This window comes from Geodermatophilus sp. SYSU D01105 (assembly GCF_054050095.1).
This window is the reverse complement of record NZ_JBJGYR010000001.1, coordinates 85,190-105,528: the sequence shown is the minus strand read 5'-3', so window position 1 is coordinate 105,528 and position 20,339 is coordinate 85,190. Positions and strand designations below refer to the sequence as shown.

The 20,339-nt window shown below is 74.2% G+C and carries 20 protein-coding genes; 8 read left to right on the top strand and 12 right to left on the bottom strand.

Annotated elements, in window-relative coordinates; all coding sequences use genetic code 11:
• Nucleotides 1-31: 31 nt before the first annotated feature.
• A complete protein-coding gene (locus ACI79I_RS00530) occupies nt 32-505 on the bottom strand; it encodes a Mov34/MPN/PAD-1 family protein (protein ID WP_456989981.1) in 474 nt (157 codons plus the stop codon).
• Nucleotides 506-637: 132 nt separating this feature from the next.
• Between ACI79I_RS00530 and ACI79I_RS00525 the strand changes: the two genes are divergently transcribed.
• Nucleotides 638-994 (top strand): hypothetical protein, encoded by a 357-nt coding sequence (locus ACI79I_RS00525; RefSeq protein WP_456989979.1) that lies wholly within the window; start codon nt 638-640, stop codon nt 992-994.
• Here ACI79I_RS00525 and ACI79I_RS00520 read toward each other — a convergent pair.
• On the bottom strand, nt 933-1,430 hold the full coding sequence (locus ACI79I_RS00520; RefSeq protein ID WP_456989977.1) for a DUF2017 family protein: 498 nt from the start codon (nt 1,428-1,430) through the stop codon (nt 933-935). The two genes, ACI79I_RS00525 and ACI79I_RS00520, sit on opposite strands and share 62 nt — an antisense overlap.
• 10 nt (nt 1,431-1,440) lie before the next feature.
• Nucleotides 1,441-1,737, bottom strand: a complete 297-nt coding sequence (gene clpS, locus ACI79I_RS00515; protein ID WP_456989975.1) for an ATP-dependent Clp protease adapter ClpS — start codon at nt 1,735-1,737, stop codon at nt 1,441-1,443.
• Nucleotides 1,738-1,803: 66 nt separating this feature from the next.
• On the opposite strand from clpS, the gene ACI79I_RS00510 reads away from it, so the two are divergent.
• Both ACI79I_RS00510 and ACI79I_RS00505 read left to right on the top strand, forming a co-directional pair.
• Complete coding sequence (locus tag ACI79I_RS00510; RefSeq protein WP_456989973.1) at nt 1,804-3,087, top strand: nicotinate phosphoribosyltransferase; 1,284 nt, start codon at nt 1,804-1,806, stop codon at nt 3,085-3,087.
• 11 nt (nt 3,088-3,098) lie between these two features.
• A complete protein-coding gene (locus tag ACI79I_RS00505; RefSeq protein ID WP_456989970.1) occupies nt 3,099-3,674 on the top strand; it encodes an isochorismatase family protein in 576 nt (191 codons plus the stop codon).
• Between the two features lie 85 nt (nt 3,675-3,759).
• On the opposite strand, the gene serB is transcribed toward ACI79I_RS00505, so the two are convergent.
• The 4 genes from serB to ACI79I_RS00485 form a co-directional block, all read right to left on the bottom strand.
• A complete protein-coding gene (serB, locus tag ACI79I_RS00500; RefSeq protein ID WP_456989968.1) occupies nt 3,760-5,016 on the bottom strand; it encodes a phosphoserine phosphatase SerB in 1,257 nt (418 codons plus the stop codon).
• A 121-nt stretch (nt 5,017-5,137) separates the two neighbouring features.
• Nucleotides 5,138-6,895 (bottom strand): aa3-type cytochrome oxidase subunit I, encoded by a 1,758-nt coding sequence (gene ctaD / locus ACI79I_RS00495; protein WP_456989966.1) that lies wholly within the window; start codon nt 6,893-6,895, stop codon nt 5,138-5,140.
• Between the two features lie 103 nt (nt 6,896-6,998).
• Nucleotides 6,999-7,829 (bottom strand): putative RNA methyltransferase, encoded by an 831-nt coding sequence (locus ACI79I_RS00490; RefSeq protein ID WP_456989964.1) that lies wholly within the window; start codon nt 7,827-7,829, stop codon nt 6,999-7,001.
• Between the two features lie 41 nt (nt 7,830-7,870).
• Nucleotides 7,871-8,374 (bottom strand): metallophosphoesterase family protein, encoded by a 504-nt coding sequence (locus ACI79I_RS00485; RefSeq protein WP_456989962.1) that lies wholly within the window; start codon nt 8,372-8,374, stop codon nt 7,871-7,873.
• Between the two features lie 83 nt (nt 8,375-8,457).
• Here ACI79I_RS00485 and ACI79I_RS00480 point away from each other — a divergent pair, with 83 nt between their 5' ends.
• A complete protein-coding gene (locus ACI79I_RS00480; protein ID WP_456989960.1) occupies nt 8,458-10,005 on the top strand; it encodes an MFS transporter in 1,548 nt (515 codons plus the stop codon).
• Between the two features lie 101 nt (nt 10,006-10,106).
• On the opposite strand, the gene ACI79I_RS00475 is transcribed toward ACI79I_RS00480, so the two are convergent.
• The 3 genes from ACI79I_RS00475 to ACI79I_RS00465 form a co-directional block, all read right to left on the bottom strand.
• Nucleotides 10,107-11,066 (bottom strand): cytochrome c oxidase assembly protein, encoded by a 960-nt coding sequence (locus ACI79I_RS00475; protein ID WP_456989957.1) that lies wholly within the window; start codon nt 11,064-11,066, stop codon nt 10,107-10,109.
• Nucleotides 11,067-11,222: 156 nt separating this feature from the next.
• On the bottom strand, nt 11,223-12,146 hold the full coding sequence (locus tag ACI79I_RS00470; RefSeq protein ID WP_456989955.1) for a cation diffusion facilitator family transporter: 924 nt from the start codon (nt 12,144-12,146) through the stop codon (nt 11,223-11,225).
• 115 nt (nt 12,147-12,261) lie between these two features.
• Complete coding sequence (locus ACI79I_RS00465; protein ID WP_456989953.1) at nt 12,262-13,332, bottom strand: M23 family metallopeptidase; 1,071 nt, start codon at nt 13,330-13,332, stop codon at nt 12,262-12,264.
• 290 nt (nt 13,333-13,622) lie between these two features.
• Here ACI79I_RS00465 and ACI79I_RS00460 point away from each other — a divergent pair, with 290 nt between their 5' ends.
• The 3 genes from ACI79I_RS00460 to ACI79I_RS00450 all read left to right on the top strand — a co-directional run bounded on the left by ACI79I_RS00460 (nt 13,623) and on the right by ACI79I_RS00450 (nt 17,176).
• Nucleotides 13,623-14,804 carry an alcohol dehydrogenase catalytic domain-containing protein gene (locus tag ACI79I_RS00460; protein WP_456989951.1) on the top strand — a complete coding sequence of 394 codons (1,182 nt, stop codon included), beginning with the start codon at nt 13,623-13,625 and terminating at the stop codon, nt 14,802-14,804.
• Between the two features lie 182 nt (nt 14,805-14,986).
• Nucleotides 14,987-16,234 carry an MFS transporter gene (locus tag ACI79I_RS00455; RefSeq protein ID WP_456989949.1) on the top strand — a complete coding sequence of 416 codons (1,248 nt, stop codon included), beginning with the start codon at nt 14,987-14,989 and terminating at the stop codon, nt 16,232-16,234.
• A 60-nt stretch (nt 16,235-16,294) separates the two neighbouring features.
• Nucleotides 16,295-17,176, top strand: a complete 882-nt coding sequence (locus ACI79I_RS00450; protein WP_456989947.1) for an aldo/keto reductase family oxidoreductase — start codon at nt 16,295-16,297, stop codon at nt 17,174-17,176.
• A gap of 4 nt (nt 17,177-17,180) precedes the next feature.
• Here ACI79I_RS00450 and ACI79I_RS00445 read toward each other — a convergent pair whose 3' ends face one another.
• Nucleotides 17,181-18,515, bottom strand: coding sequence for a D-arabinono-1,4-lactone oxidase (locus ACI79I_RS00445; protein WP_456989945.1), 1,335 nt, complete (start codon nt 18,513-18,515; stop codon nt 17,181-17,183).
• A gap of 114 nt (nt 18,516-18,629) precedes the next feature.
• Between ACI79I_RS00445 and ACI79I_RS00440 the strand changes: the two genes are divergently transcribed.
• Nucleotides 18,630-19,850, top strand: coding sequence for an amino acid deaminase/aldolase (locus tag ACI79I_RS00440; protein ID WP_456989943.1), 1,221 nt, complete (start codon nt 18,630-18,632; stop codon nt 19,848-19,850).
• Nucleotides 19,851-19,884: 34 nt separating this feature from the next.
• Here ACI79I_RS00440 and ACI79I_RS00435 read toward each other — a convergent pair whose 3' ends face one another.
• Entirely contained in the window at nt 19,885-20,283 is a 399-nt protein-coding gene (locus tag ACI79I_RS00435) for a hypothetical protein (RefSeq protein WP_456989941.1), read from the bottom strand.
• Nucleotides 20,284-20,339 lie beyond the last annotated feature (56 nt).

Sequence of the window (20,339 nt, the reverse complement as noted above, 5' to 3'; positions counted from 1 at the left end):
CTGCGAGCGGTGAGGGCAGGAGGGTCCTCGTTCAGTCGTAGACGACGGTCGTCGGCGAGTGGCCGAACAGGTAGGACTCGACGACCTCGACGTCCTCCTCGGTGACCTCGCCGTCGACGATGCGGAAGCTGCGGAACTCCACCTCGTCACCCGCCAGCCCGGTCTGCGCGCCGTGGTGCCGCGTGGAGACCAGCACGTAGTGCGCGTTCGGCTCGGACGCGTAGCTGATGTCGGTGCGGGACGGGTAGGCCTCGGTGGCGGTGTGCGAGTGGTAGATCACCACCGGCTCCTCGTCCCGGTCGTCCATCTCCCGGTAGAGCGTGAGCAGGTCAGCGGAGTCGAACTCGTAGAACGTGGGCGACCGCGCGGCGTTGAGCATCGGGATGAAGCGCTCGGGCCGGTCGCTGCCCTCGGGGCCGGCGACGACGCCACAGGCCTCGTCCGGGTGGTCCTCCCGGGCGTGGGCCACGATGGCGTCGTAGGTCGCGCGGTCGATGCGCAGCACGACCCCAGTCTAGGAGGACCCCCTGCCCCCCACTGCTCGCGGGCTCGTGGCGGGCCCCGGCAGGGGGCGTTCCCGTACGTCCCCAGGCTCGGGGCGGTGCCCGGACGGGGCCGCCCGATACGGTGCCCTCTCGTGGTCCCCTCGCTGCTCATCGCCGTCGGCGTCCTGCTGATGGCGCCGCCGGCCCTGATGCTCGGGATCGGCGGGTTGCGCCGCCGCAGCGGTCACTACAGCAGCGACGTCGGGGCCGACCGGGCCTCCCTGGTCCTGCTGGTCACCCTGCGCTCGCTGGTGGTGCTGCTGGTCTTCGCCCTCTCGGCGGTGCTGCTGGTCTCCAGCGTCGGCGCGGTGGTCCGCGGCGTGGAGCTGCACGGGATGGTCTACGTCCTGTTCGTGCTGGACGCGCTGCTCGTGGCGCTGGTCCTGCTCACCTTCGGCCGGCGCGACCGGCGACGAGTGCGTCGACGAGCGACCCCTGCAGGCCGGTGAGCCAGTAGTAGACGGCGAGCTGCTGGCCCTCCTCACCACCGAGGTCCTCCGGCGGCTCGGTGTCCTCGGTCACGCCCAGCCGGGTGCCCAGGGCCAGGCGCAGGTCGTTGCTGGTCCGCAGCCACGCCGCCGCCTGGTCGGCGTCCAGCCGCACGGCCCCGCCGTCGGGCGGCAGGGTGGCCCGGACCATGGCCAGGTCGTCGGCCTTCCCCGCGCGCAGCGCCGACTCGGTCATCTCCCGGTAGTCGGCGGCCAGCTCCTGGTCCCCGCGGTGTCCCTCGGGCAACAGCCGGGCGATCACGGGGTCCCCGCTGACGTCCTCGGCGTCGACGGTGAGCAGCTGCTCGAGCTGGTCGAGCAGCAGCGCGACGATGTGGGCCTCGGCCGGTTCCAGCCGGGCCACCACGTCGTCCCCCTTGCGGCGGAACGGCTTCACGCGACCGCCCTCACGAGTCGCGCTGGAAGCTGGCCCACAGCCCGTAGGCGTGCAGCCGGCTGGTGTCGTGCTCCATGCGCTCGCGCGGGCCGGAGCTGACGATCGCCTTGCCCTCGTGGTGCACCTGGAGCATGAGCGTCGTCGCCGTCGGCTCGTCGTAGCCGAACAGCTCCTGCAGCACGTAGGTCACGTAGCTCATGAGGTTGACCGGGTCGTTCCAGACGACGGTCACCCACGGTCGGTCGAGGTCACCGTGCTCCTCGACGGTCTCGTCGGGCGTCCGTGTCGGCGCGAGCGGTCCGGCCACACCCTCACCTTAGGACGCCGGAGCTCGACGGGTCGCCACCGCCGCAGCCGCCTAGGCTCCGGAGCCATGTCGACGGGTCCTGCCCTGCTCACCGACCGGTACGAGTTGACGATGGTCGCCGCCGCGCTCGCCGACGGCACCGCCGAGCGCGACTGCGTCTTCGAGGTGTTCGCCCGCCGCCTGCCGCACGGCCGCCGCTACGGGGTGGTGGCCGGCACCGGGCGGCTGCTCGAGCAGCTCCCCCGGTTCCGCTTCTCCGACGAGGACCTCGCGTCGCTGCGCCAGCAGGGCCTCACCGACGCGCGGCTGCTGGACTGGCTGGCCGACTTCGCCTTCAGCGGCGACGTCGAGGGGTACACCGAGGGCGAGCTGTTCTTCCCCGGCTCACCCGTGCTCACCGTCCGGGCGTCGTTCGCCGAGGGGGTGCTGCTGGAGACGCTGATCCTGTCGATCCTCAACCACGACAGCGCGATCGCCTCGGCCGCCGCCCGCATGGTGGCCGCCGCCTGCGAGCGGCCGTGCATCGAGATGGGCTCGCGCCGCACGCACGAGGAGGCCGCCGTCGCCGCCGCGCGCGCGGCCCACCTGGTCGGCTTCGCCTCGACGTCCAACCTCGAGGCCGGCCGGCGCTACGGCATCCCCACGACCGGCACCAGCGCGCACGCCTTCACGCTCCTGCACGACGACGAGGCCTCGGCCTTCCGCGCCCAGGTGGCCGCCCTCGGCGTCGGGACGACGCTGCTGGTCGACACCTACGACGTCGACCAGGGCATCCGGACGGCGGTCGAGGTCGCAGGCCCCGGACTCGGCGCGATCCGGCTGGACTCCGGCGACCTGCCCACGCTGGCCACGCACGCCCGTGAGCTCCTCGACTCCCTGGGCGCGACCTCGACCCGGATCATCGTCACCAGCGACCTCGACGAGTTCGCCATCTCCGGGCTCATGGCCGCGCCGGTCGACGGGTACGGGGTGGGCACCTCCCTGGTCACCGGCTCGGGTGCCCCCACGGCCGGGATGGTCTACAAGCTGGTCGAGCGTGACGGGGTGCCGGTGGCCAAGAAGTCGGAGGGCAAGAACTCCGTCGGCGGCCGCAAGCACGCCGTCCGCCGGCACGACGCCTCCGGGACGGCGACGGCGGAGGTCATCAGCAGCGCGCCGGTCGCCCCGCAGGACGGCGACCGCGACCTCGTCGTCCCGCTGGTGAAGGGCGGCGCGGTGCTGGCCCCCGCCACGCCGAGCGAGGCGCTGGCCGAGGCGCGCGCCCACCACGAGCGGGCGCGCGCGGCGCTGCCAGCCGAGGCGTGGGCGCTCTCCCGCGGGGACTGCGCCATCGAGACCGTGACGGCCTGAGGAGGTCCGCGATGACCCGCGCACTCGTCGTGGTCGACGTGCAGAACGACTTCTGCGAGGGCGGCAGCCTCGCCGTCGCCGGCGGCACGGCGGTCGCCGACGCGATCAGCGCGCACGTCCGGGCGCACGCCGGCGACTACGCCCACGTCGTCGCCACCCGGGACCACCACATCGACCCCGGGGACCACTTCCACGAGGAGCCGGACTTCGTCGAGACCTGGCCGGCGCACTGCGTGGCCGGCAGCGACGGGGTGGAGCTGCACCCGCGGCTGGACCGGGACCCGATCGAGGCGGTCTTCGACAAGGGCCACCACTCCGCCGCCTACTCCGGGTTCGAGGGCAGCTCCGAGGGCGTGCCGCTGGCCGACTGGCTGCGCGGGCACGGGGTGGACGCGGTGGACGTCGTCGGCATCGCCACCGACCACTGCGTCCGCGCCACCGCGCTCGACGCCGTCCGCGAGGGCTTCGCCACCCGGGTGCTGCTCCCCCTCACCGCCGGCGTCAGCGACGCCACCGTCGAGGCCGCGCTCCAGCAACTGCGGACGGCGGGGGTGGAACTCGAGGGCGCCGTCCACCAGCCCGGCTGAGGGGAACGCCTCTCGCGGTGTCCCGTCCGCTCCTGGGGCGCTGCAGCACCGCAGGAGCGGCGGGAACACCGCGAGTGCCGACAGATCAGGTCGCGTCGAGGACCTCGTCGCGGGTGAAGCCGAGGACCTGCAGGACGGCGTCCAGGTAGGGCTGGTTGAGCGCCGTGTGCGCCTGCTCGCGGACGTAGGGCTTGGCGTTGAAGGCGATCCCCAGCCCGGCGGCGTTGAGCATGTCGAGGTCGTTGGCGCCGTCGCCGACGGCCACCGTCTGGTCGAGCGGGATGCCGTACTCGCCGGCGAACCGGGCCAGCGCCCGCGCCTTGCCGGCGCGGTCGACGATCTCCCCCACCAGCCCGCCGGTGAGCTTGCCCTCGGCCACCTCGAGGGTGTTGGCCGCGGCGAAGTCCAGGCCCAGCTCCTCGGCGAGCGGGTCGGTGATCTGGGTGAAGCCGCCGCTGACGATGCCGCAGCGGAAGCCCAGCCGCTTGAGCGTCCGGATCAGCGTGCGCGCCCCCGGCGTGAGCACCAGGGCCGTGCGCACCTCGTCGAGCACCTCGACCGGCAGCCCGGCGAGGGCGGCGACGCGGGCCCGCAGGGACTCGGCGAAGTCCAGCTCGCCGTTCATGGCCGCGGCGGTGATCCGCGCGACCTCGGCGGCGCGGCCGGCGCGGGCGGCCAGCTCGTCGATCACCTCGCCGCGGACCAGTGTCGAGTCGACGTCCAGGACGATGAGCCGCTTGCTGCGCCGGGTCAGGCCCACCTGCTCGACGGCGATGTCGGCGCCCGTGCGCGCCGCGACGGAGGCCAGCGCGGTGCGCAGCTCGGTGGCCTCGGCGCCGGAGACGGTCAGCTCGAAGCTCAGGACCGGGTAGTCCGACAGCCGGCGGATGGCGTCGATGTTGCCGCCGAGGCCCGCGACGGCCGAGGCGGCCCCGGCCACCGCGGCGGGAGGCACCGGGCGGCCCAGCACGATGACGTGGTGCGCGCGCCCGCTGGGCCGCTTCTCCTCGTCGACCGAGTCGACCTGCACCTGCATGCCGGTGGCGTCGGCGACCTCCGCGGCCAGACGTGCCAGGCGGGACAGGAACGCGCTCTCGTCGACCGGCGGCCCGCCGTCCAGCCGCACGGCGGTGACCTCCACGCCGAGCACGAGCTGGCCGTGGACCACGACCTGCTCCACGTCGACCACCTCGATGGCCCGCCGCCCGTCCCCGGCCTCGGCCAGCGCCGAGAACAGCCGCGCGGTCACGCCGGGCCGGTCCACACCGGTGACGGTCAGCAGGGCCCGGGGCGTCTCCGGGCAGGGGTCCGGCGGCGTGCGGGGCGCGGGCTCGAGCGGCACGGCCTCATGGTGCCGCACACGCGGCGACACCCCGCCGGCCGGGGCCGACGGGGTGTCGCTGGTGACGAGCTGGAACGGCCCCCTGCAGGGTCCCGCCGTGAGCGGGGGCAGAGGTCCTCCCTCAGGTCGGGTCGGGGTCGCGCGAGCCCTGGCGCTCGCCGCTGGTGAGCCCGATCTCGCTGACGCCGGCGTAGGGCTTGTGCCGGCCGCCGACGTGCTTCTCCCGCTCCAGGCGCTCGAGGAGGTGCGGGTAGTGCGCCTCGAACGCCGGGCGCTCGGAGCGGATCTTCGGGATCTCCAGGAAGTTGTGCCGCGGCGGCGGGGACGACGTCGCCCACTCCAGGGAGTTGCCGTGGCCCCAGGGGTCGTCGCGCAGCGCCAGCGCCCCGAAGCGCCAGGACTTGTAGACGTTGTAGAGGAACGGGATCGTCGAGGCGCCGAGCACGAACGAGAAGATCGTCGAGACCGTGTTCAGCGTGGTGAACCCGTCGGTGGGCAGGTAGTTCGCGTAGCGGCGCGGCATGCCCTCGTTGCCCAGCCAGTGCTGGACCAGAAACGTGCCGTGGAACCCGATGAAGGTCAGCCAGAAGTGCAGCTTGCCCAGCCGCTCGTCCATCATCCGGCCGCACATCTTCGGGAACCAGAAGTAGATCCCGGCGTACGCGGCGAACACGACGGTGCCGAACACGACGTAGTGGAAGTGCGCCACGACGAAGTAGCTGTCGGACACGTGCCAGTCCAGCGGCGGCGACGCCAGCAGGACGCCGGTCAGGCCACCGAGCAGGAAGGTGACCATGAAGCCGATCGAGAACAGCATCGGCGTCTCGAAGGTCAGCTGCCCCCGCCACATGGTGCCGATCCAGTTGAAGAACTTGATGCCGGTCGGCACGGCGATCAGGTAGGTCAGGAAGGCGAAGAAGGGCAGCAGCACCGCGCCGGTGGCGTACATGTGGTGCGCCCACACCGTCAGGGACAGACCGCCGATGGCCAGCGTGGCGAAGACCATGCCCTTGTAGCCGAACAGCGGCTTGCGGGCGAAGACCGGGATGATCTCGGTGACGATGCCGAAGAACGGCAGCGCGATGATGTAGACCTCGGGGTGGCCGAAGAACCAGAACAGGTGCTGCCACAGCATCGGCCCCCCGTTCTCCTCGGAGTACACCAGCGCACCCAGCTGCCGGTCGGCGAGCAGGGCGAACAGCGCCGCGGTGAGGATCGGGAAGGCCAGCAGGATCAGCACGCTGGTGACCAGCGCGTTCCAGGTGAAGATCGGCATCCGGAACAGCGTCATGCCCGGCGCGCGGAGGCAGACGATGGTCGCGATGAAGTTGACGCCACCGAGGATCGTGCCCAGGCCGGAGACGGCCAGGCCGGCGATCCACAGGTCGGCCCCGGCGCCGGGGCTGTTGGTGACGTCGGACAGCGGCGTGTAGGCGAACCAGCCGAAGTCGGCCGCCCCGCCCGGGGTCAGGAAGCCCGAGACGGCGATCGTGCTGCCGAACAGGAACAGCCAGTAGGAGAAGGAGTTCAGCCGCGGGAACGCGACGTCGGGGGCACCGATCTGCAGCGGCATGATCAGGTTCGCGAACGCGAAGAACAGCGGCGTCGCGAAGAACAGCAGCATCACCGTGCCGTGCATGGTGAGCAGCTGGTTGTACTGCTCGGGCGAGAGGTACTGCAGCCCCGGCCGGGCCAGCTCGCCACGCATCAGCAGGGCCATCAGCCCGCCGATCATGAACCATGCGAACGAGGTGGCCAGGTACATGAGGCCGATGGTCTTGTGGTCGGTGGTCCGCAGCAGGTTCGAGAGCCGCGAGCCCTTCTCGACCTCGTGAGCCGGGCTCGGCCGGCTCACGATCGGCGCCGGTGCGATCGTCACCGTCGCAGCATATGCGGTGCCTGTGTGACACCTCCCGCCGACGGGGGCAGGCGCGCCGGTCAGGGCCGCAGCGCCGTGACCCGACCGTGACCGACTCCACGGGTCACTCCTCGCGGGCCCAGGTGGTGACGTCGACCGACACGGTCACCGACGAGCGCTCGGGCAACCGCGCGACCGCCGCGGCCAGCGCGTCCGCACCCAGGTGCCGCGCGTGGGGGCCCATGCCCACGAGCGTGCGCACCGCCGTCCGGTCCAGGTGCAGGACCTCGCGGTGCCCGGTGGCCGCGCCGGCCCTCAGGTGCGGCTCCAGGGTGGCCGCCAGCCGGCGTCCCTTGTCCGGGTCGACGCGCAGCAGGCCCAGCGGGCCGACCAGCTCGGCGAGGTGGTCGGCGGCGGGGGTGACGACGACGAGCCGGCCGCCGGGCCGCAGCACGCGCGCGATCTCGGGGCCGTTGCGCGGCGCGAAGACGACCAGCACCCGGTCGAGGGCGGCGTCCCGCACCGGCAGCCGCGCCCAGGCGTCGGCGACCACCGCCAGCGCGCGCGGGTGCGCCCCCGCCGCGCGGCGGGCGGCGTACCGCGAGGAGTCCAGGACGACGCCCACCGCGTCGGGCAGCCGGTCGAGGACGCCGGCGAGGTGGTGCCCGGTGCCACCGCCGAGGTCGAGCAGGGCGCCGGGCGGGGGTCCCTCCGCGACGACGGCGTCCTCGAGGGCGCGGGTGATCCCCCGGTAGTGACCGGCGGCCAGGAAGGCCACCCGGTCGGCCACCATCTCCGCCGTGTCCCCCGACGGCGGCACGTGCCCCGGGGGCAGCAGGGTGACGTGCCCCTGCCGCGCCCGGTCGAAGGAGTGGCCGGCCGGACAGTGCAGGCCGGTGGCCGCCGGCAGCGCCGCCAGCGGGGCCCCGCAGACCGGGCAGGCCAGCAGGTCCACCGCACCCGGGGGCCACGGCCGGCGGGGGCCGGCCCCCGACGTCACCGGGCGACCGGGTGGAAGGTGACGTCGTGCAGCGCGCCGTCGGCGGCGACCGCCGTCACGAAGGTGCCGTGCGGCTGGCGGCGGCGGTCGGTCGGCGACCCGGGGTTGAGCAGGCGCAGCCCGGTCGCGGCGGTGGTGTCCCACGGGATGTGGCTGTGCCCGAAGACCAGCAGGTCGGCGTCCGGGAAGCGGGCCGCGCAGCGGGCCTCCCGGCCCTTCCTGTCCCCCGTCTCGTGGACGACGGCCAGGCGGATCCCCTCGATCTCGGCGCGGGCCACCTCCGGCAGCCGCTCGCGCAGCGCACCGTGGTCGTTGTTCCCGTGGACGGCGACCAGGCGGCGGGCGCGCGCCTCGAACCGGTCGAGGAGCGCGACGTCCACCCAGTCACCGGCGTGCACGACGACGTCGGCCGCGTCGATCGCGGCCCACAACGCATGAGGTAGGTCACGCGCGCGCTTGGGGACGTGCGTGTCCGAGGTGAACACCAGGGAGGACGGCACGTGTCCATGCTCCCAGGCGGCTAGGTTCCTCTGTCGTCCGGCGATCGGACACTCCCCCTGGACGACCTCGAGGACTCCCCCACATGACAGACCCCATGACCACGCGCGCCTCCGGCGCCGGCCACGTCGGCGAGGAGCCGTACCCGAGGCGGTGGCTGGCCCTCGGGGTCATCGCCATGACCGTCCTGCTGGTCATCCTGGACGCCACCATCGTCAACATCGCCCTGCCGGCGGTCTCCGCCGACCTGGGCATCACCGCGGCGACCCAGCAGTGGATCGTCACCGCCTACACCCTCACCTTCGGTGGCTTCCTGCTGCTGGGTGGGCGGATCGCCGACTTCTGGGGCCGCAAGCGCACCTACCTCGTCGGCGCCGCCGGCTTCGCCGTTGCCTCGGCGCTCGGCGGGGTCGCGCAGAACGAGGGCATGCTCTTCGCCGCCCGGGCCCTGCAGGGCGCCTTCGGGGCACTCCTCGCCCCCGCCTCCCTGGCGCTGCTCACGGTGCTGTTCACCGACGCCAAGGAGCGGGCGAAGGCCTTCGCGGTCTACGGCGCGATCGCCGGCGGCGGCTCGGCCGTCGGGCTGCTGCTCGGCGGCGTCCTCACCGAGTACGCCGACTGGCGCTGGTGCTTCTGGGTGAACCTGCCCGTCGCGATCGTCGCCGTGGCGGCCGCCATCCCGATCGTCCCGGAGAGCCGGGCGCCCGGGGACACGAAGTACGACATCCCCGGCGCCGTCCTCGTCACCGCCGGCATCGCCGCTGTCGTGTACGGCTTCACGCAGGTCGCCGAGAAGTCCCAGGAGAACGCGGCCGCCGGCATCCCCGAGAACGGCTGGACCGACCCGTCCGCGCTGGCGTTCATCGGCGTCGGCGTCCTGCTGGTGGTGGCGTTCGTCGTCGTGGAGCTGCGGGTGCGCAACCCGCTGCTGCCCATGCGGATCGTGCTGGACCGCAACCGCGGCGGCGCCTACCTGACCTCGACGCTGGTCGGTGCGGGGTTGATCGGCGCCTTCTTCTTCCTGAGCCTGTACTTCCAGCAGGTGCTGGGCTACCAGCCGGTGCACGCCGGGCTGGCCTCCCTGCCGACCACGCTCGGCGTGCTCGTCTCGGCCGGCACGGCCAGCGCGATGGTCCCGAAGGTGGGCCCGAAGCCGCTGATGGTGCTCGGCGGCCTGCTCGCCGCCGGCGGCCTGTTCGTGCTGTCCTTCCTCACGGTGGACAGCAGCTTCTGGACCCACGCGTTCCCCGGCCAGCTGCTCCTGGGCCTGGGCCTCGGGTTCACCTTCGTGCCGCTGTCCAACCTCGCCCTCGTCGGGGCCGGCGCGCACGACGCGGGCGCGGCCAGCGCCGTGTTGAACGCCACCCAGCAGGTGGGCGCCTCGATCGGCACCGCGCTGCTGGCGACGCTGTCGGTGGGCGCGATCACCGACCACGTCACCGGCGTGGCCACCTCCGGCGGCAACCCGCAGGACCCTGCGGTGGGCCTCCAGGCACAGGTGGAGGGGTACACGACCGCCTTCACCTGGGCGGCCGCGCTGCTGGTGCTCGGCGCGCTGGTCTCCGCGGTGCTCATCAAGGCCACCCGGGCCGACCTGCCCGCCGAGGGCGACGCCGTCGTCCACGTGGGCTGAGCGGCCACGACCAGGTGACCTGGTCCCCGGCGTGTCCTCCCGCAGCGCACACCGTGCGGGAGGACGCGCTGCGGCGGAGGACGGCCCAGCCGCTGCCGCGGTCAGCCGTCCCGGGCCGCGAGCGCCTTGAGCCGCTCGTTGTAGGCCTGGAGCTCGGCGTCCTCGGTGCGCACGGCGGCCCGGTCCAGGCGCCTGGCCTTGCGGTCCTCGGAGCCCATCCAGGAGAACAGGACGATCGCCATCACGAAGACGGTCGGCAGCTCGCCGAAGGACCACGCGATGCTGCCGGCGGTGCTCTGGTCGCTGAGCGGGTCCACGCCCCACCCGGCCGGCGGGTGCGCGAACGTCTGCACGACCAGCGAGCCGGCCATCATGACCGCGACGCCGAAGAAGGCGTGCAGCGGCATGGGGATGAGCAGTTCGAGCATCCGGCCGCCGTGACCCGTCGTCCGTGGCCACGGGTCCTGGCTCAGGATCGGACCGAAGAACAGCAGCCCGGTCACGGTGAAGTGGGCCAGCATGAACTGGTGCCCCACGGGGTTGCCCATCAGGGCGTCGAAGATCGGCGTGAAGTAGACGCCGTAGAGGCTGCCGAGGAACAGCGGCAGCGTGAACACCGGGTGGGAGACGAACCGGGCCACCCGGCTGTGCAGGGCGTCGAGCAGCAGCGCCCGCGGGACGCCGGCCACCCCCTTGCCGCGCGGCAGCGTGCGCAGCGCCAGGGTCACCGGGGCGCCGAGGAGCAGCAGCAGCGGCGAGATCATCGACAGGACCATGTGCTGGGCCATGTGCACGCTGAACAGCACCATGCTGTAGCCGTTGAGCCAGGTGCCGGTGACCGCGAACAGCGACAGGCAGCCGGCGATCCACGACGCGGTGCGCCACCACGGCCAGGCCACACCCGAGCGGCGCAGGACCACCAGGGCGACGAGGTAGCCGACCACCCCGAGCAGGCTGAGCACCGCGAGCACCGACCAGGCGTCCAGGTGGGGCAGGAACATCCGCCCCCAGGTCGGCGGCTCGGCGGGCACCCACATGCCCGAGTGCGAACCGTGGTCCACCGGTACCTCCTGCCCGTCCGTCGAACTGCGCCTCCACTGTCCCACCGGGCGGCGCCGTCCCGGGTCCCACCCTGAGCCTGCGAGGCGTGCGGGACGGGCGGCCCCGTCCCGGGTCCCACCCTGAGCCTGCGAAGGGTGGGGGGGGACGGGGTCCTTCTAGTCGTGGACCGGCGCCTCGTGTCCGGCGTGGGTCCGTGCCTCGAGCTGGAAGGTGCAGTGCGCGACGTCGAAGTGGCCGCCCAGGCACGCGCAGAGGGCGTCGAGCACCCGTCCCCCGTGCCCGGCCTCGAGCGCCTCGTCGGTCACGACGACGTGGGCCGAGAGCACCGGCAGCCCGGAGGTGATCGTCCAGGCGTGCAGGTCGTGCACGTCGAGGACGCCGTCCACGCCGAGGATGTGCGCCCGGACCTGGTCGAGGTCGACGCCCCGGGGAGCGGCCTCGAGCAGGACGTCGACGGCCTCGCGCAGGAGCGCCCAGGCGCGGGGCAGCACGAGCGCGGCGATGACGAGGGACGCGACGGTGTCCGCAGGGGTCCAGCCGGTGGTGGCGACGACGAGGGCGGCGACGATGACCGCGACGGAGCCCAGCGCGTCGCCCAGCACCTCGAGGTAGGCGCCGCGGACGTTGAGCGAGTCCCTTCGGCCGCGGTGCAGCAGGGCCAGACCGCCGAGGTTGACGGCGAGGCCCGCCGCGGCGACCGCGAGCATGACGCCCGAGCCGATCTCCGGGGCGTCGCCGAACCGGCGGACCGCCTCCACCACCACGTACCCGGCGACCCCGACCAGGAGCAGGCCGTTGGCCACCGCGGCGAGGATCTCCACCCGCTGCCAGCCGAACGTCCGCCGGCCGCGCGCGGGCCGCTGGGCGAGCGAGACCGCACCGAGGGCCAGCGCGAGCCCGAGGGCGTCGGTGGCCATGTGCCCGGCGTCGGCGAGCAGCGCGAGCGACCCGGACGCCACGGCGCCGACGATCTCGGCGACCATGACGGCGACGGTCAGGCCCAGGACGACGGCCAGCCGCCGGCGGTGCCGGGCCGACGGGGTACCCGGGACGTGCCCGTGGTCGTGGCCGTGCCCCATGAGCCCATCCTCCCCGCGGTCTGCGCCCCTGGAGTGTCCCGCAACGCACGGCGCCCTCCGCCCGGGACGAGCCGGGAGGAGGGCGCCGAGCGGCCCCGCTACGGGGGGAGTTCCCTCAGATCTGGACGCCGCGCTCCCGCAGCCACGGCAGCGGGTCGATCTTCTGCCCGTTGATCCCGCCCACGTGCACCTCGAAGTGCAGGTGCGGCCCGGTGGACTGCCCGCGGTTGCCGAGCAGCGCGATCGTGTCGCCGGCGCGGACCACCTGCCCGGGCGAGACCAGGATCTGCTCCATGTGCCCGTAGACGGTGACGTCGCCGTTATCGTGCTGGACGTAGACGGCGTTGCCGTAGCCGCTCGCCGGGCCCGCCTCGAGGACGACGCCGTCCATGGCGGCGTACTCGGGGGTGAGCATGGGGGCGGCCAGGTCGATGCCCGCGTGGAGGGTGCCCCAGCGGGCGCCGAAGGTGCTGGAGAGCCGGGCACCGGACACGGGGAGCACGGCCTTGGGCCGGGCGGCCTCCGCGGCGGCCTCGGCGGCGAGCCGGTCGGCCTCGGCCTGCGCCTGGGCGGCGGCGGCCTGCTCGGCCTCGCGCGCGGTGCGGCTGGCGGTCATCTCCTCCAGCCGGGCCGCTTCGGACTCGACCAGGGTGGCCTGCGACCGCGTGTCCAGGCCGAGCTCGGCGGCCACGCTCACCGACCGGCTGGCCGACTCGGCGGAGTCGGCCTGCGCGGCACGGTCACCGGCCGAGAACAGCCCGAGACCCGTGGCGCCGACGAGAGCGGCGGCCAGGTAGATCGCGGGACGGCGGTGCCGGGCCGGGGGCGCGGTGCGGCCGCGCGGTCCCCGGGGAGCGGCGGGCGCCGCCGCGGCGTCGGCCGGGCGGGTGTCCTCGGCGCGGACCTCCGGGAGGTCGATGCCGGCGCGAGCGGTGGCCTCGGCCAGCCCGGTCAGCCCGGCGAGGTCGGTGACCTCGGCCAGTTCGCGTGCCGGCCGGTCCTCCCGCGTCGTGGGCGAGGTGTCCTCCGACGGCTGCGCATCCCCCGAGCGCGGCGTCGGAACGGTCTGGGTCGACGGCTCCGTCGCGGGCAGCCGTCGCGAGGACGGGGCCGCAGCCGGGGTCTCGGTGCCCGGGACGGGCGCCGGCCGCTCGGCGAGGAGACGGTCGAAGTGGAGCTGAGTCATGCACCTGGCTTCCGGAGGGGACAGGACGTCGTGCGGTGCTCGGGGGAGCGAGCGGGACCCATGTAAACACGTCGTTATCGGTTCGTGATGTAAAGATTGGGGTGGTGACCTGCGCTTTCGTGATCTGCACCACAGGCTTTCGCCATTGTCATTAAACGGTGCGTCGAATTGACATCACGCTGCGTGCCTGACTCGCCGTGCGCGGCCCGATACAGGGGCGATCCAGCTCACGACAGGGCAGAAGGCCCCTGTCGCAGCCCCTTGACAGCCGACCTGAGGAGCAACCCGCCATGCGCGCAGTGACCTGGCACGGCCGTGCCGATGTCCGGGTGGAGACCGTGCCCGACCCGACCATCCAGGAGCCCACCGACGTCGTCGTCGAGGTGACCTCGAGCGGGATCTGCGGGTCCGACCTGCACCTGATCGAGGTGATGGCGCCGTTCATGACCGTGGGCGACGTGATGGGCCACGAACCGATGGGCGTGGTCCGTGAGGTCGGGGCGGAGGTGACGGCGGTCCGGCCCGGCGACCGCGTGGTGGTGCCGTTCAACATCTCCTGCGGCACCTGCTGGATGTGTTCGCAGGGGCTGCAGTCGCAGTGCGAGACCACCCAGAACCGCGACCAGGGCTTCGGGGCCTCGCTGTTCGGCTACACGAAGCTCTACGGCCAGGTCCCCGGCGGGCAGGCGGAGTACCTGCGGGTGCCGTTCGGCAACACGCTGCCGATCACGGTCCCCGAGGGCCTCCCCGACGACCGCTTCGTGTACCTCTCCGACGTCCTGCCCACCGCCTGGCAGGCGGTCCAGTACGCGGCCGTCCCGCCCGGCGGGACGCTGCTGGTCCTCGGCCTGGGCCCGATCGGCGACATGTGCACGCGCATCGCCCACCACCTGGGCATCGAGAAGGTGTTCGCGTCCGACATCGTCCCCGAGCGTGTCCAGCGGGCCGCCGCCCGCGGCACGGAGGTCATCCGCTCGACGCGGAAGGACGACGTCGTCAGCGCGATCCAGGACGCGACGGCCGGCCGCGGCGCCGACGCGGTCATCGACGCCGTCGGCATGGAGGCGCACGGCTCCCCGCTGGCGAGCATCGCGCAGAAGGCCACGGCGATCGTCCCGGACGCGATCATGGAGCGGGTCATGCAGGTGGCCGGCGTCGACCGGCTGGCCGCGCTGAACACCGCCATCGACGCGGTCCGCCGCGGCGGCACCATCTCGCTGTCGGGCGTCTACGGCGGCGCGACCGACCCGCTGCCGCTCATGCGGATGTTCGACAAGCAGATCCAGCTGCGCATGGGCCAGGCCAACGTGTGGCGCTGGGTGCCCGACATCCTGCCGATCCTCACCGAGGGCGATCCGCTCGGCGTCGACGACTTCGCCACCCACCACGTGCCGCTCGAGCAGGCGCCCCAGGCGTACGCCGACTTCCGCGAGAAGAAGAACGGCGCGGTGAAGGTGCTGCTCAAGCCCTGAGCCGTACCGCGGGACCTCCCGGGGGACCGGGAGGTCCCGCGTGTGAGGAGCCCCACCCGGGGTTACGGGCATGCCCTGGCCGGGCAGTGCCTTGGCCTGAGAGAGGGTCGGACACCGACCCCGGCAGGACGACGCAGTCCACGCCACACCCGTACTCGCCGTCGTCCCCTGGAGTCCACCCCGTGCCCCGTGGCCTGCTCGCCCTCGCCATCGGCGCCTTCGGCATCGGCACCACCGAGTTCGTCGTGATGGGCATGCTGCCCGACATCGCCGCCGGGCTCGGGGTGTCGGTGTCCGCCGTCGGCATGCTCATCTCCGCCTACGCGATCGGCGTGGTCGTCGGCGCGCCCACGCTGACCGCGCTCGGGGTGCGCTTCTCCCCCCGCCAGACGCTGGTCGGCCTGATGGTCGTGTTCGTCGTCGGCAACGCGCTCTCCGCGCTCGCACCGACCTACGAGACGCTGGCCGCGGCCCGCGTCCTCACCGCGCTGGCCCACGGCTCGTTCTTCGGCGTGGGTGCGGTCGCCGCGCGCCGGCTGGTGAGCCCAGACCGGGCCACCCAGGCCATCTCGCTGATGATGGTCGGCCTGACGCTGGCCAACGTCATCGGGGTCCCGCTCGGCACGTTCGTGGCCCAGCAGACCAGTTGGCGGGTCGTCCTCGGCGCCGTCGCGGTCATCGGCCTGGTCACCATCGCCTGCCTGCTCGCGTGGATCCCCCGCGGCATGAGCGAGCCCGGCGACCTGCGCAGCGAGCTCGCCGCCTTCCGGCGCGGCCAGGTGTGGCTGGTGCTCGGGCTGACGATGGTCGGCTTTGCCGCGCTGTTCGCCGTCTACAGCTACGTCAGCCCGATCCTCACCGAGCTCGGCGGCATCCCGGTCGAGTGGGTGACGCCGGTCCTGGCGCTGTTCGGCATCGGGACGACCGTGGGCACCCTGGTCGGGGGCCGCTTCGGGGACCGGTACGGCTTCTCCTTCGTCGCCGTCGGCCTGGTGGGCACGGCGGTGGTCCTGGCCGCGTTCGCCTTCCTGGCCCGGACGCCGGTCGCCGCGGTGGTCCTCCTGGTGCTGTTCGGCGCCATCGCCTTCTCCCTGGGGCCGGTCGTGCAGAACGGCGTCATCGTGGCCGCCCGGGTGCCCGGCGGCAGCCTGGTGTCGGCGGCCAACCAGGGCGCGTTCAACGTGGCCAACGCCGTCGGCGCGGCGCTGGGCGCGCTGGTCCTCTCGCTGGGGATGGGCTACACGGCGCCGATGTGGGTCGGTGCCGTCGTGGCCCTGGTCGGTGCCGTCATCGCCGTCCTGGCTCGGCCGGTCGGGCGGCGGGAGGCCGCCCCGGTCGCCGCCGCCCCGCAGGCCGGAGCTCCGCAGGCCGGTGCTCCGCAGGCCGGTGCTCCGCAGGTCGGTGCCGAGGTCCACCGCGCCGCGGCGTGACCCGGTGACGGTGGCCCCCGCCACCGCCTGAGCCGGCGCCGGCCGGGGTAGGGCGGGGCCATGACGACGATCACCGCGGAGCGGTCCGGACAGTTCACCCTCGGCGACCGGTCGGTGCACCGGCTGGGCTACGGCGCGATGCAGCTCGCCGGCCCGCACGTCATGGGGCCACCGGCCGACCGCGACGCCGCCGTCGCCGTCCTGCGCCGCGCGGTCGAGCTCGGCGTGGACCACATCGACACCAGCGACTACTACGGGCCGCACGTCACCAACGAGATCATCCGCGAGGCGCTGCACCCCTACCCCGAGGACCTGGTCATCGTCACCAAGGTCGGCGCGCGCCGGACGCCGGACGGCGCCTGGCCCGAGGCCCTCTCCCCCGACGAGCTCCGCTCCGCGGTCGAGGACAACCTGCGCAACCTCGGGGTGGACGCCATGGACCTGGTGAACCTGCGGATGCCGGGGTTCGCCGAGCCGGTGGAGCGGTCGCTGGCCGAGCCGTTCGAGGCGCTGGCAGCGATGCAGCAGGAGGGGCTGGTCAGGCACCTCGGGGTCAGCAACGTGACCACGCAGCAGCTGGCCGAGGCGCAGGCGATCGCCCCGGTGGCCTGCGTGCAGAACCACTACAACCTGGTGCACCGGCACGACGACCCGATGATCGACGCGCTCGCCCGCGAGGGCATCGCCTACGTGCCGTACTTCCCGCTGGGCGGGTTCACGCCGCTGCAGTCGGCCGCCCTCGAGACGGTGGCCCGCCGGCTGGAGGCCTCCCCCATGCAGGTGGCGCTCGCCTGGCTGCTGGCCCGCAGCCCCAACCTGCTGCTCATCCCCGGCACCTCGTCGGTGGCCCACCTGGAGGAGAACCTCATGGCGGCCGCGCTGGTGCTCGGCCCGCGGGAGCTGGAGGAGCTCGACCGGATCGGGGGCACGCCCGCGGCCTGAGGGGTCAGCGGCCGGGAGCCGGGCCGAGCAGCCGGTCGAGGTGGGCGTTGGCCAGCACGCCGGTGGGGTCGAGCTGGTCGCGGACGGCGAGGAACTCGTCGAACCGGGGATAGCGCTGCCGCAGCGAGTCGGCGTCCAGTCCGTGCAGCTTGCCCCAGTGCGGCCGCCCACCGACCGCGCCGGCGATCGACTCGAGCGCGCTGAACCAGGGACCGGGGTCGGTGGCGGCCGGCACGTGGGCGGCGATGTAGGCGGTGTCGCGGCCGGAGGCGGTCGACAGCGGGATGTCGTCGGCCGCCGCCAGCCGGACCTCGACGGGGAAGGCGGTGCGCCAGTCGCCGGCCTCGTGCACCCGCCGCAGTTCGGCCAGCACCGCCGGGGCCTCGCCGCGCGGGACGGCGTACTCCATCTCGAGGAAGCGCACCCGCCGGCGGCTGACGAAGACGCGGTGGGAGTGGTCGGTCCAGCTGCGGGCGCCCAGCGCGCGGGCGGAGACGCGGGCCAGCGGCGGCACCAGCGCCGGGACCCGCCGTCCGGCCGCGACCACCCCGGCGAAGGCGGCGTTGGCGAGCACCTCGTCGTCCCAGACCGCCCGCCACCGCGGCAGCGGGTCGAGCCCCCCGGCCAGGGGGACGCGGGTGTTGCACTTGACCAGCGTCGCGTCGGTGTGCGGGAACCAGTAGAACTCGACGTGGTCGGTACAGGTCATGAGCTCCTCGAAGCCCCGGAGGGCGGTGGTCAGCCGCCCGGGACCCTCCACCGCGTGCAGGGCGAAGGCCGGCTCGGCCTGCAGGGTCACCGCGGTCACCACGCCCAGCGCGCCCAGGCCCACGCGCGCGGCGGCGAACACGTCGGGGTGGCTGTCGGCGTCGCAGCGCAGCTGCTTCCCCGACGGGGTCACCAGGTCGAGGGCCCGGACCTGGGTGGCCAGCCCGCCGAAGCGGGCACCGGTGCCGTGCGTGCCGGTGGCGAGCGCTCCGGCGACGGTCTGCCGGTCGATGTCGCCGAGGTTGGTCAGCGCCCAGCCGGTGCGCGACAGCTCCGCGTTGAGCCGGTACAGCGGCGTCCCGGCGCCGACGGTGACCAGGCCGTCGCCGGTCACCGAGACGCCGCACAGCTCGTCGAGGACCAGCTGGACGTCCTCCGGCCGCCCGATGGGCGAGAAGGAGTGGCTGCTGCCGATGGGCCGCACGCGCCGGCCGTCGTCGGCCGCGGCCACGAGGACGGCGGCGACCTCGTCCGGTGAGGAGGGGTGCACGACCACCACCTCGGCCCGGTGGTTGCCCGACCAGTTGCGCCACCGTCGCACGTCCGCGGGAGCCGCCGGAACGTCCGCCACGCCGACCTCCTCGTCCGCGATCGGTCCCGGGCACAATGCACGGGCGGGAGAGTGCAGGTCAACGGCCTGTCCGGGGGGTTGACCCTCCGCGGTCGGGCGGCCACGCTCGCCGGGGTGACCGTCGTCCGCCAGCCTCCGGTCGAGGCGGCCCGCGACCGGCTGGACCGGGCCACCGCCGACCTCGACCCGCCCCTGGCCGTGGTCGACCTCGACGCGCTGGACGCCAACGCCGCCGACCTGGTGGCGCGCGCGGGCGGGCGGCCGATCCGGGTGGCGAGCAAGTCGGTGCGCAGCCAGGCGGTGCTGCGCCGGGTGCTGGCGCGGCCGGGCTTCGCCGGCGTGCTCGCCTACTCCCTGGCCGAGGCGCTGTGGCTGGCCGGCGGGGACGACCCGGTCGCCGACGACGTCGTCGTGGCCTACCCGTCGGTGGACCGGTGCGCACTGCGGCAGCTGCTCACCGACGAGACGGCCGCGGCGCGGGTGACGCTCATGGTGGACTCCCCCGACCACCTCGACCTGGTCGACGCGGTCCTCCCGCCCGGGGGCCGGCCGGTCGTGCGGACGTGTCTCGACGTCGACGCCTCGCTGCGGGTCGGCCGGCTGCACGTGGGGGTGCGCCGCTCACCGGTGCACGAGCCGGCGCGGGCCGCCGCCCTCGCGCGGGCCGTGGTGGACCGTCCGGGGTTCCGCCTGGTCGGGCTCATGGCCTACGAGGCGCAGATCGCCGGCGTCCCCGACGCGCCGCCGGGCCACCCGACCCGGGGTCTGGCCGTGCGCGGGGTGCAGGCGCTGTCGGCCCGCGAGCTGGCCGGTCGGCGGGCCGCCGCGGTGGCCGCGGTCCGGGGGGTCGCCCCGCTGGAGTTCGTCAACGGCGGCGGCACCGGGAGCCTGGAGCGCACCGCCGCCGATCCGTCCGTGACCGAGCTGGCGGCCGGCTCCGGGCTCTACTGCCCCACGCTGTTCGACGGGTACCGCGCCTTCACCCCGCGCCCCGCCGCGCTCTTCGCGCTCCCCGTGACGCGGGTGCCGGCGCCGGGCACCGTGACCGTCGCGGGAGGCGGCTGGATCGCCTCGGGCCCGCCGGGGGCGGACCGGGCGCCTCGGCCGGTGTACCCGCCCCGGCTGAGGCTGCTGGGCACCGAGGGCGCCGGCGAGGTGCAGACGCCGCTGCGCGGGCCGGGCGCCTCCCGGCTGCGGGTCGGGGACCGGGTGTGGTTCCGGCACGCCAAGGCCGGGGAGCTGTGCGAGCACGTCGACGTCCTGCACACGCTGGTCGGCGACACGCTCACCGGCGCCGTCCCCACCTACCGCGGGGAGGGCAAGGCGTTCGGCTGACCGCGGTGGGACCGCCGGTCAGACGGTGCCGACGTCAGTCGGCCTCGGTGCCGGCGAGGGCGCGGGCCGCGGCGGCGTCGGTCTCGTCGAAGCCGATCGCGCCCACGGTCCCGTGCTGCTCCGCCTGCCCGTCGATCCACCGGCGGTGCGCCTCCCACGCCGACTGCCGGGTGGTGCCCAGCGCGTGCCCGATCTCGGCCCAGGAGGCGCCCGCCGCCCGCGCCGTCCGCACGGTCAGCTGCCGCCCCTGACCCGCCCGGCGGGCGATCACCTCCCCCAGCGCCAGCAGCTCCAGCGCCTCGGCGCGGTCCAGCGGGCGCGGACCGCCGGGGTCGTCGAGGTCGGTGAGGGAGTCGCGCGTGCGCAGCTCCTCGTACCGGCGGACGGCGGTCAGCAGCGTGTGCTCGCGTTCGAGCGTGTCCACGTCGACCATGGGACGAGCGTCCGTCAGGTCGCCCTGACTGTCAATCAAGGACCCCCTGCCCCCGC

Bases quoted from the DNA above. Each gene is read 5' to 3' on its own strand.
- ACI79I_RS00510 (WP_456989973.1), top strand. From the start codon at position 1,804: ATGTCGACGGGTCCTGCCCTGCTCACCGACCGGTACGAGTTGACGATG.
- ACI79I_RS00505 (WP_456989970.1), top strand. From the start codon at position 3,099: ATGACCCGCGCACTCGTCGTGGTCGACGTGCAGAACGACTTCTGCGAG.
- ACI79I_RS00480 (WP_456989960.1), top strand. From the start codon at position 8,458: ATGACAGACCCCATGACCACGCGCGCCTCCGGCGCCGGCCACGTCGGC.
- ACI79I_RS00470 (WP_456989955.1), bottom strand. From the start codon at position 12,146: ATGGGGCACGGCCACGACCACGGGCACGTCCCGGGTACCCCGTCGGCC.
- ACI79I_RS00465 (WP_456989953.1), bottom strand. From the start codon at position 13,332: ATGACTCAGCTCCACTTCGACCGTCTCCTCGCCGAGCGGCCGGCGCCC.
- ACI79I_RS00460 (WP_456989951.1), top strand. From the start codon at position 13,623: ATGCGCGCAGTGACCTGGCACGGCCGTGCCGATGTCCGGGTGGAGACC.
- ACI79I_RS00450 (WP_456989947.1), top strand. From the start codon at position 16,295: ATGACGACGATCACCGCGGAGCGGTCCGGACAGTTCACCCTCGGCGAC.
- ACI79I_RS00435 (WP_456989941.1), bottom strand. From the start codon at position 20,283: ATGGTCGACGTGGACACGCTCGAACGCGAGCACACGCTGCTGACCGCC.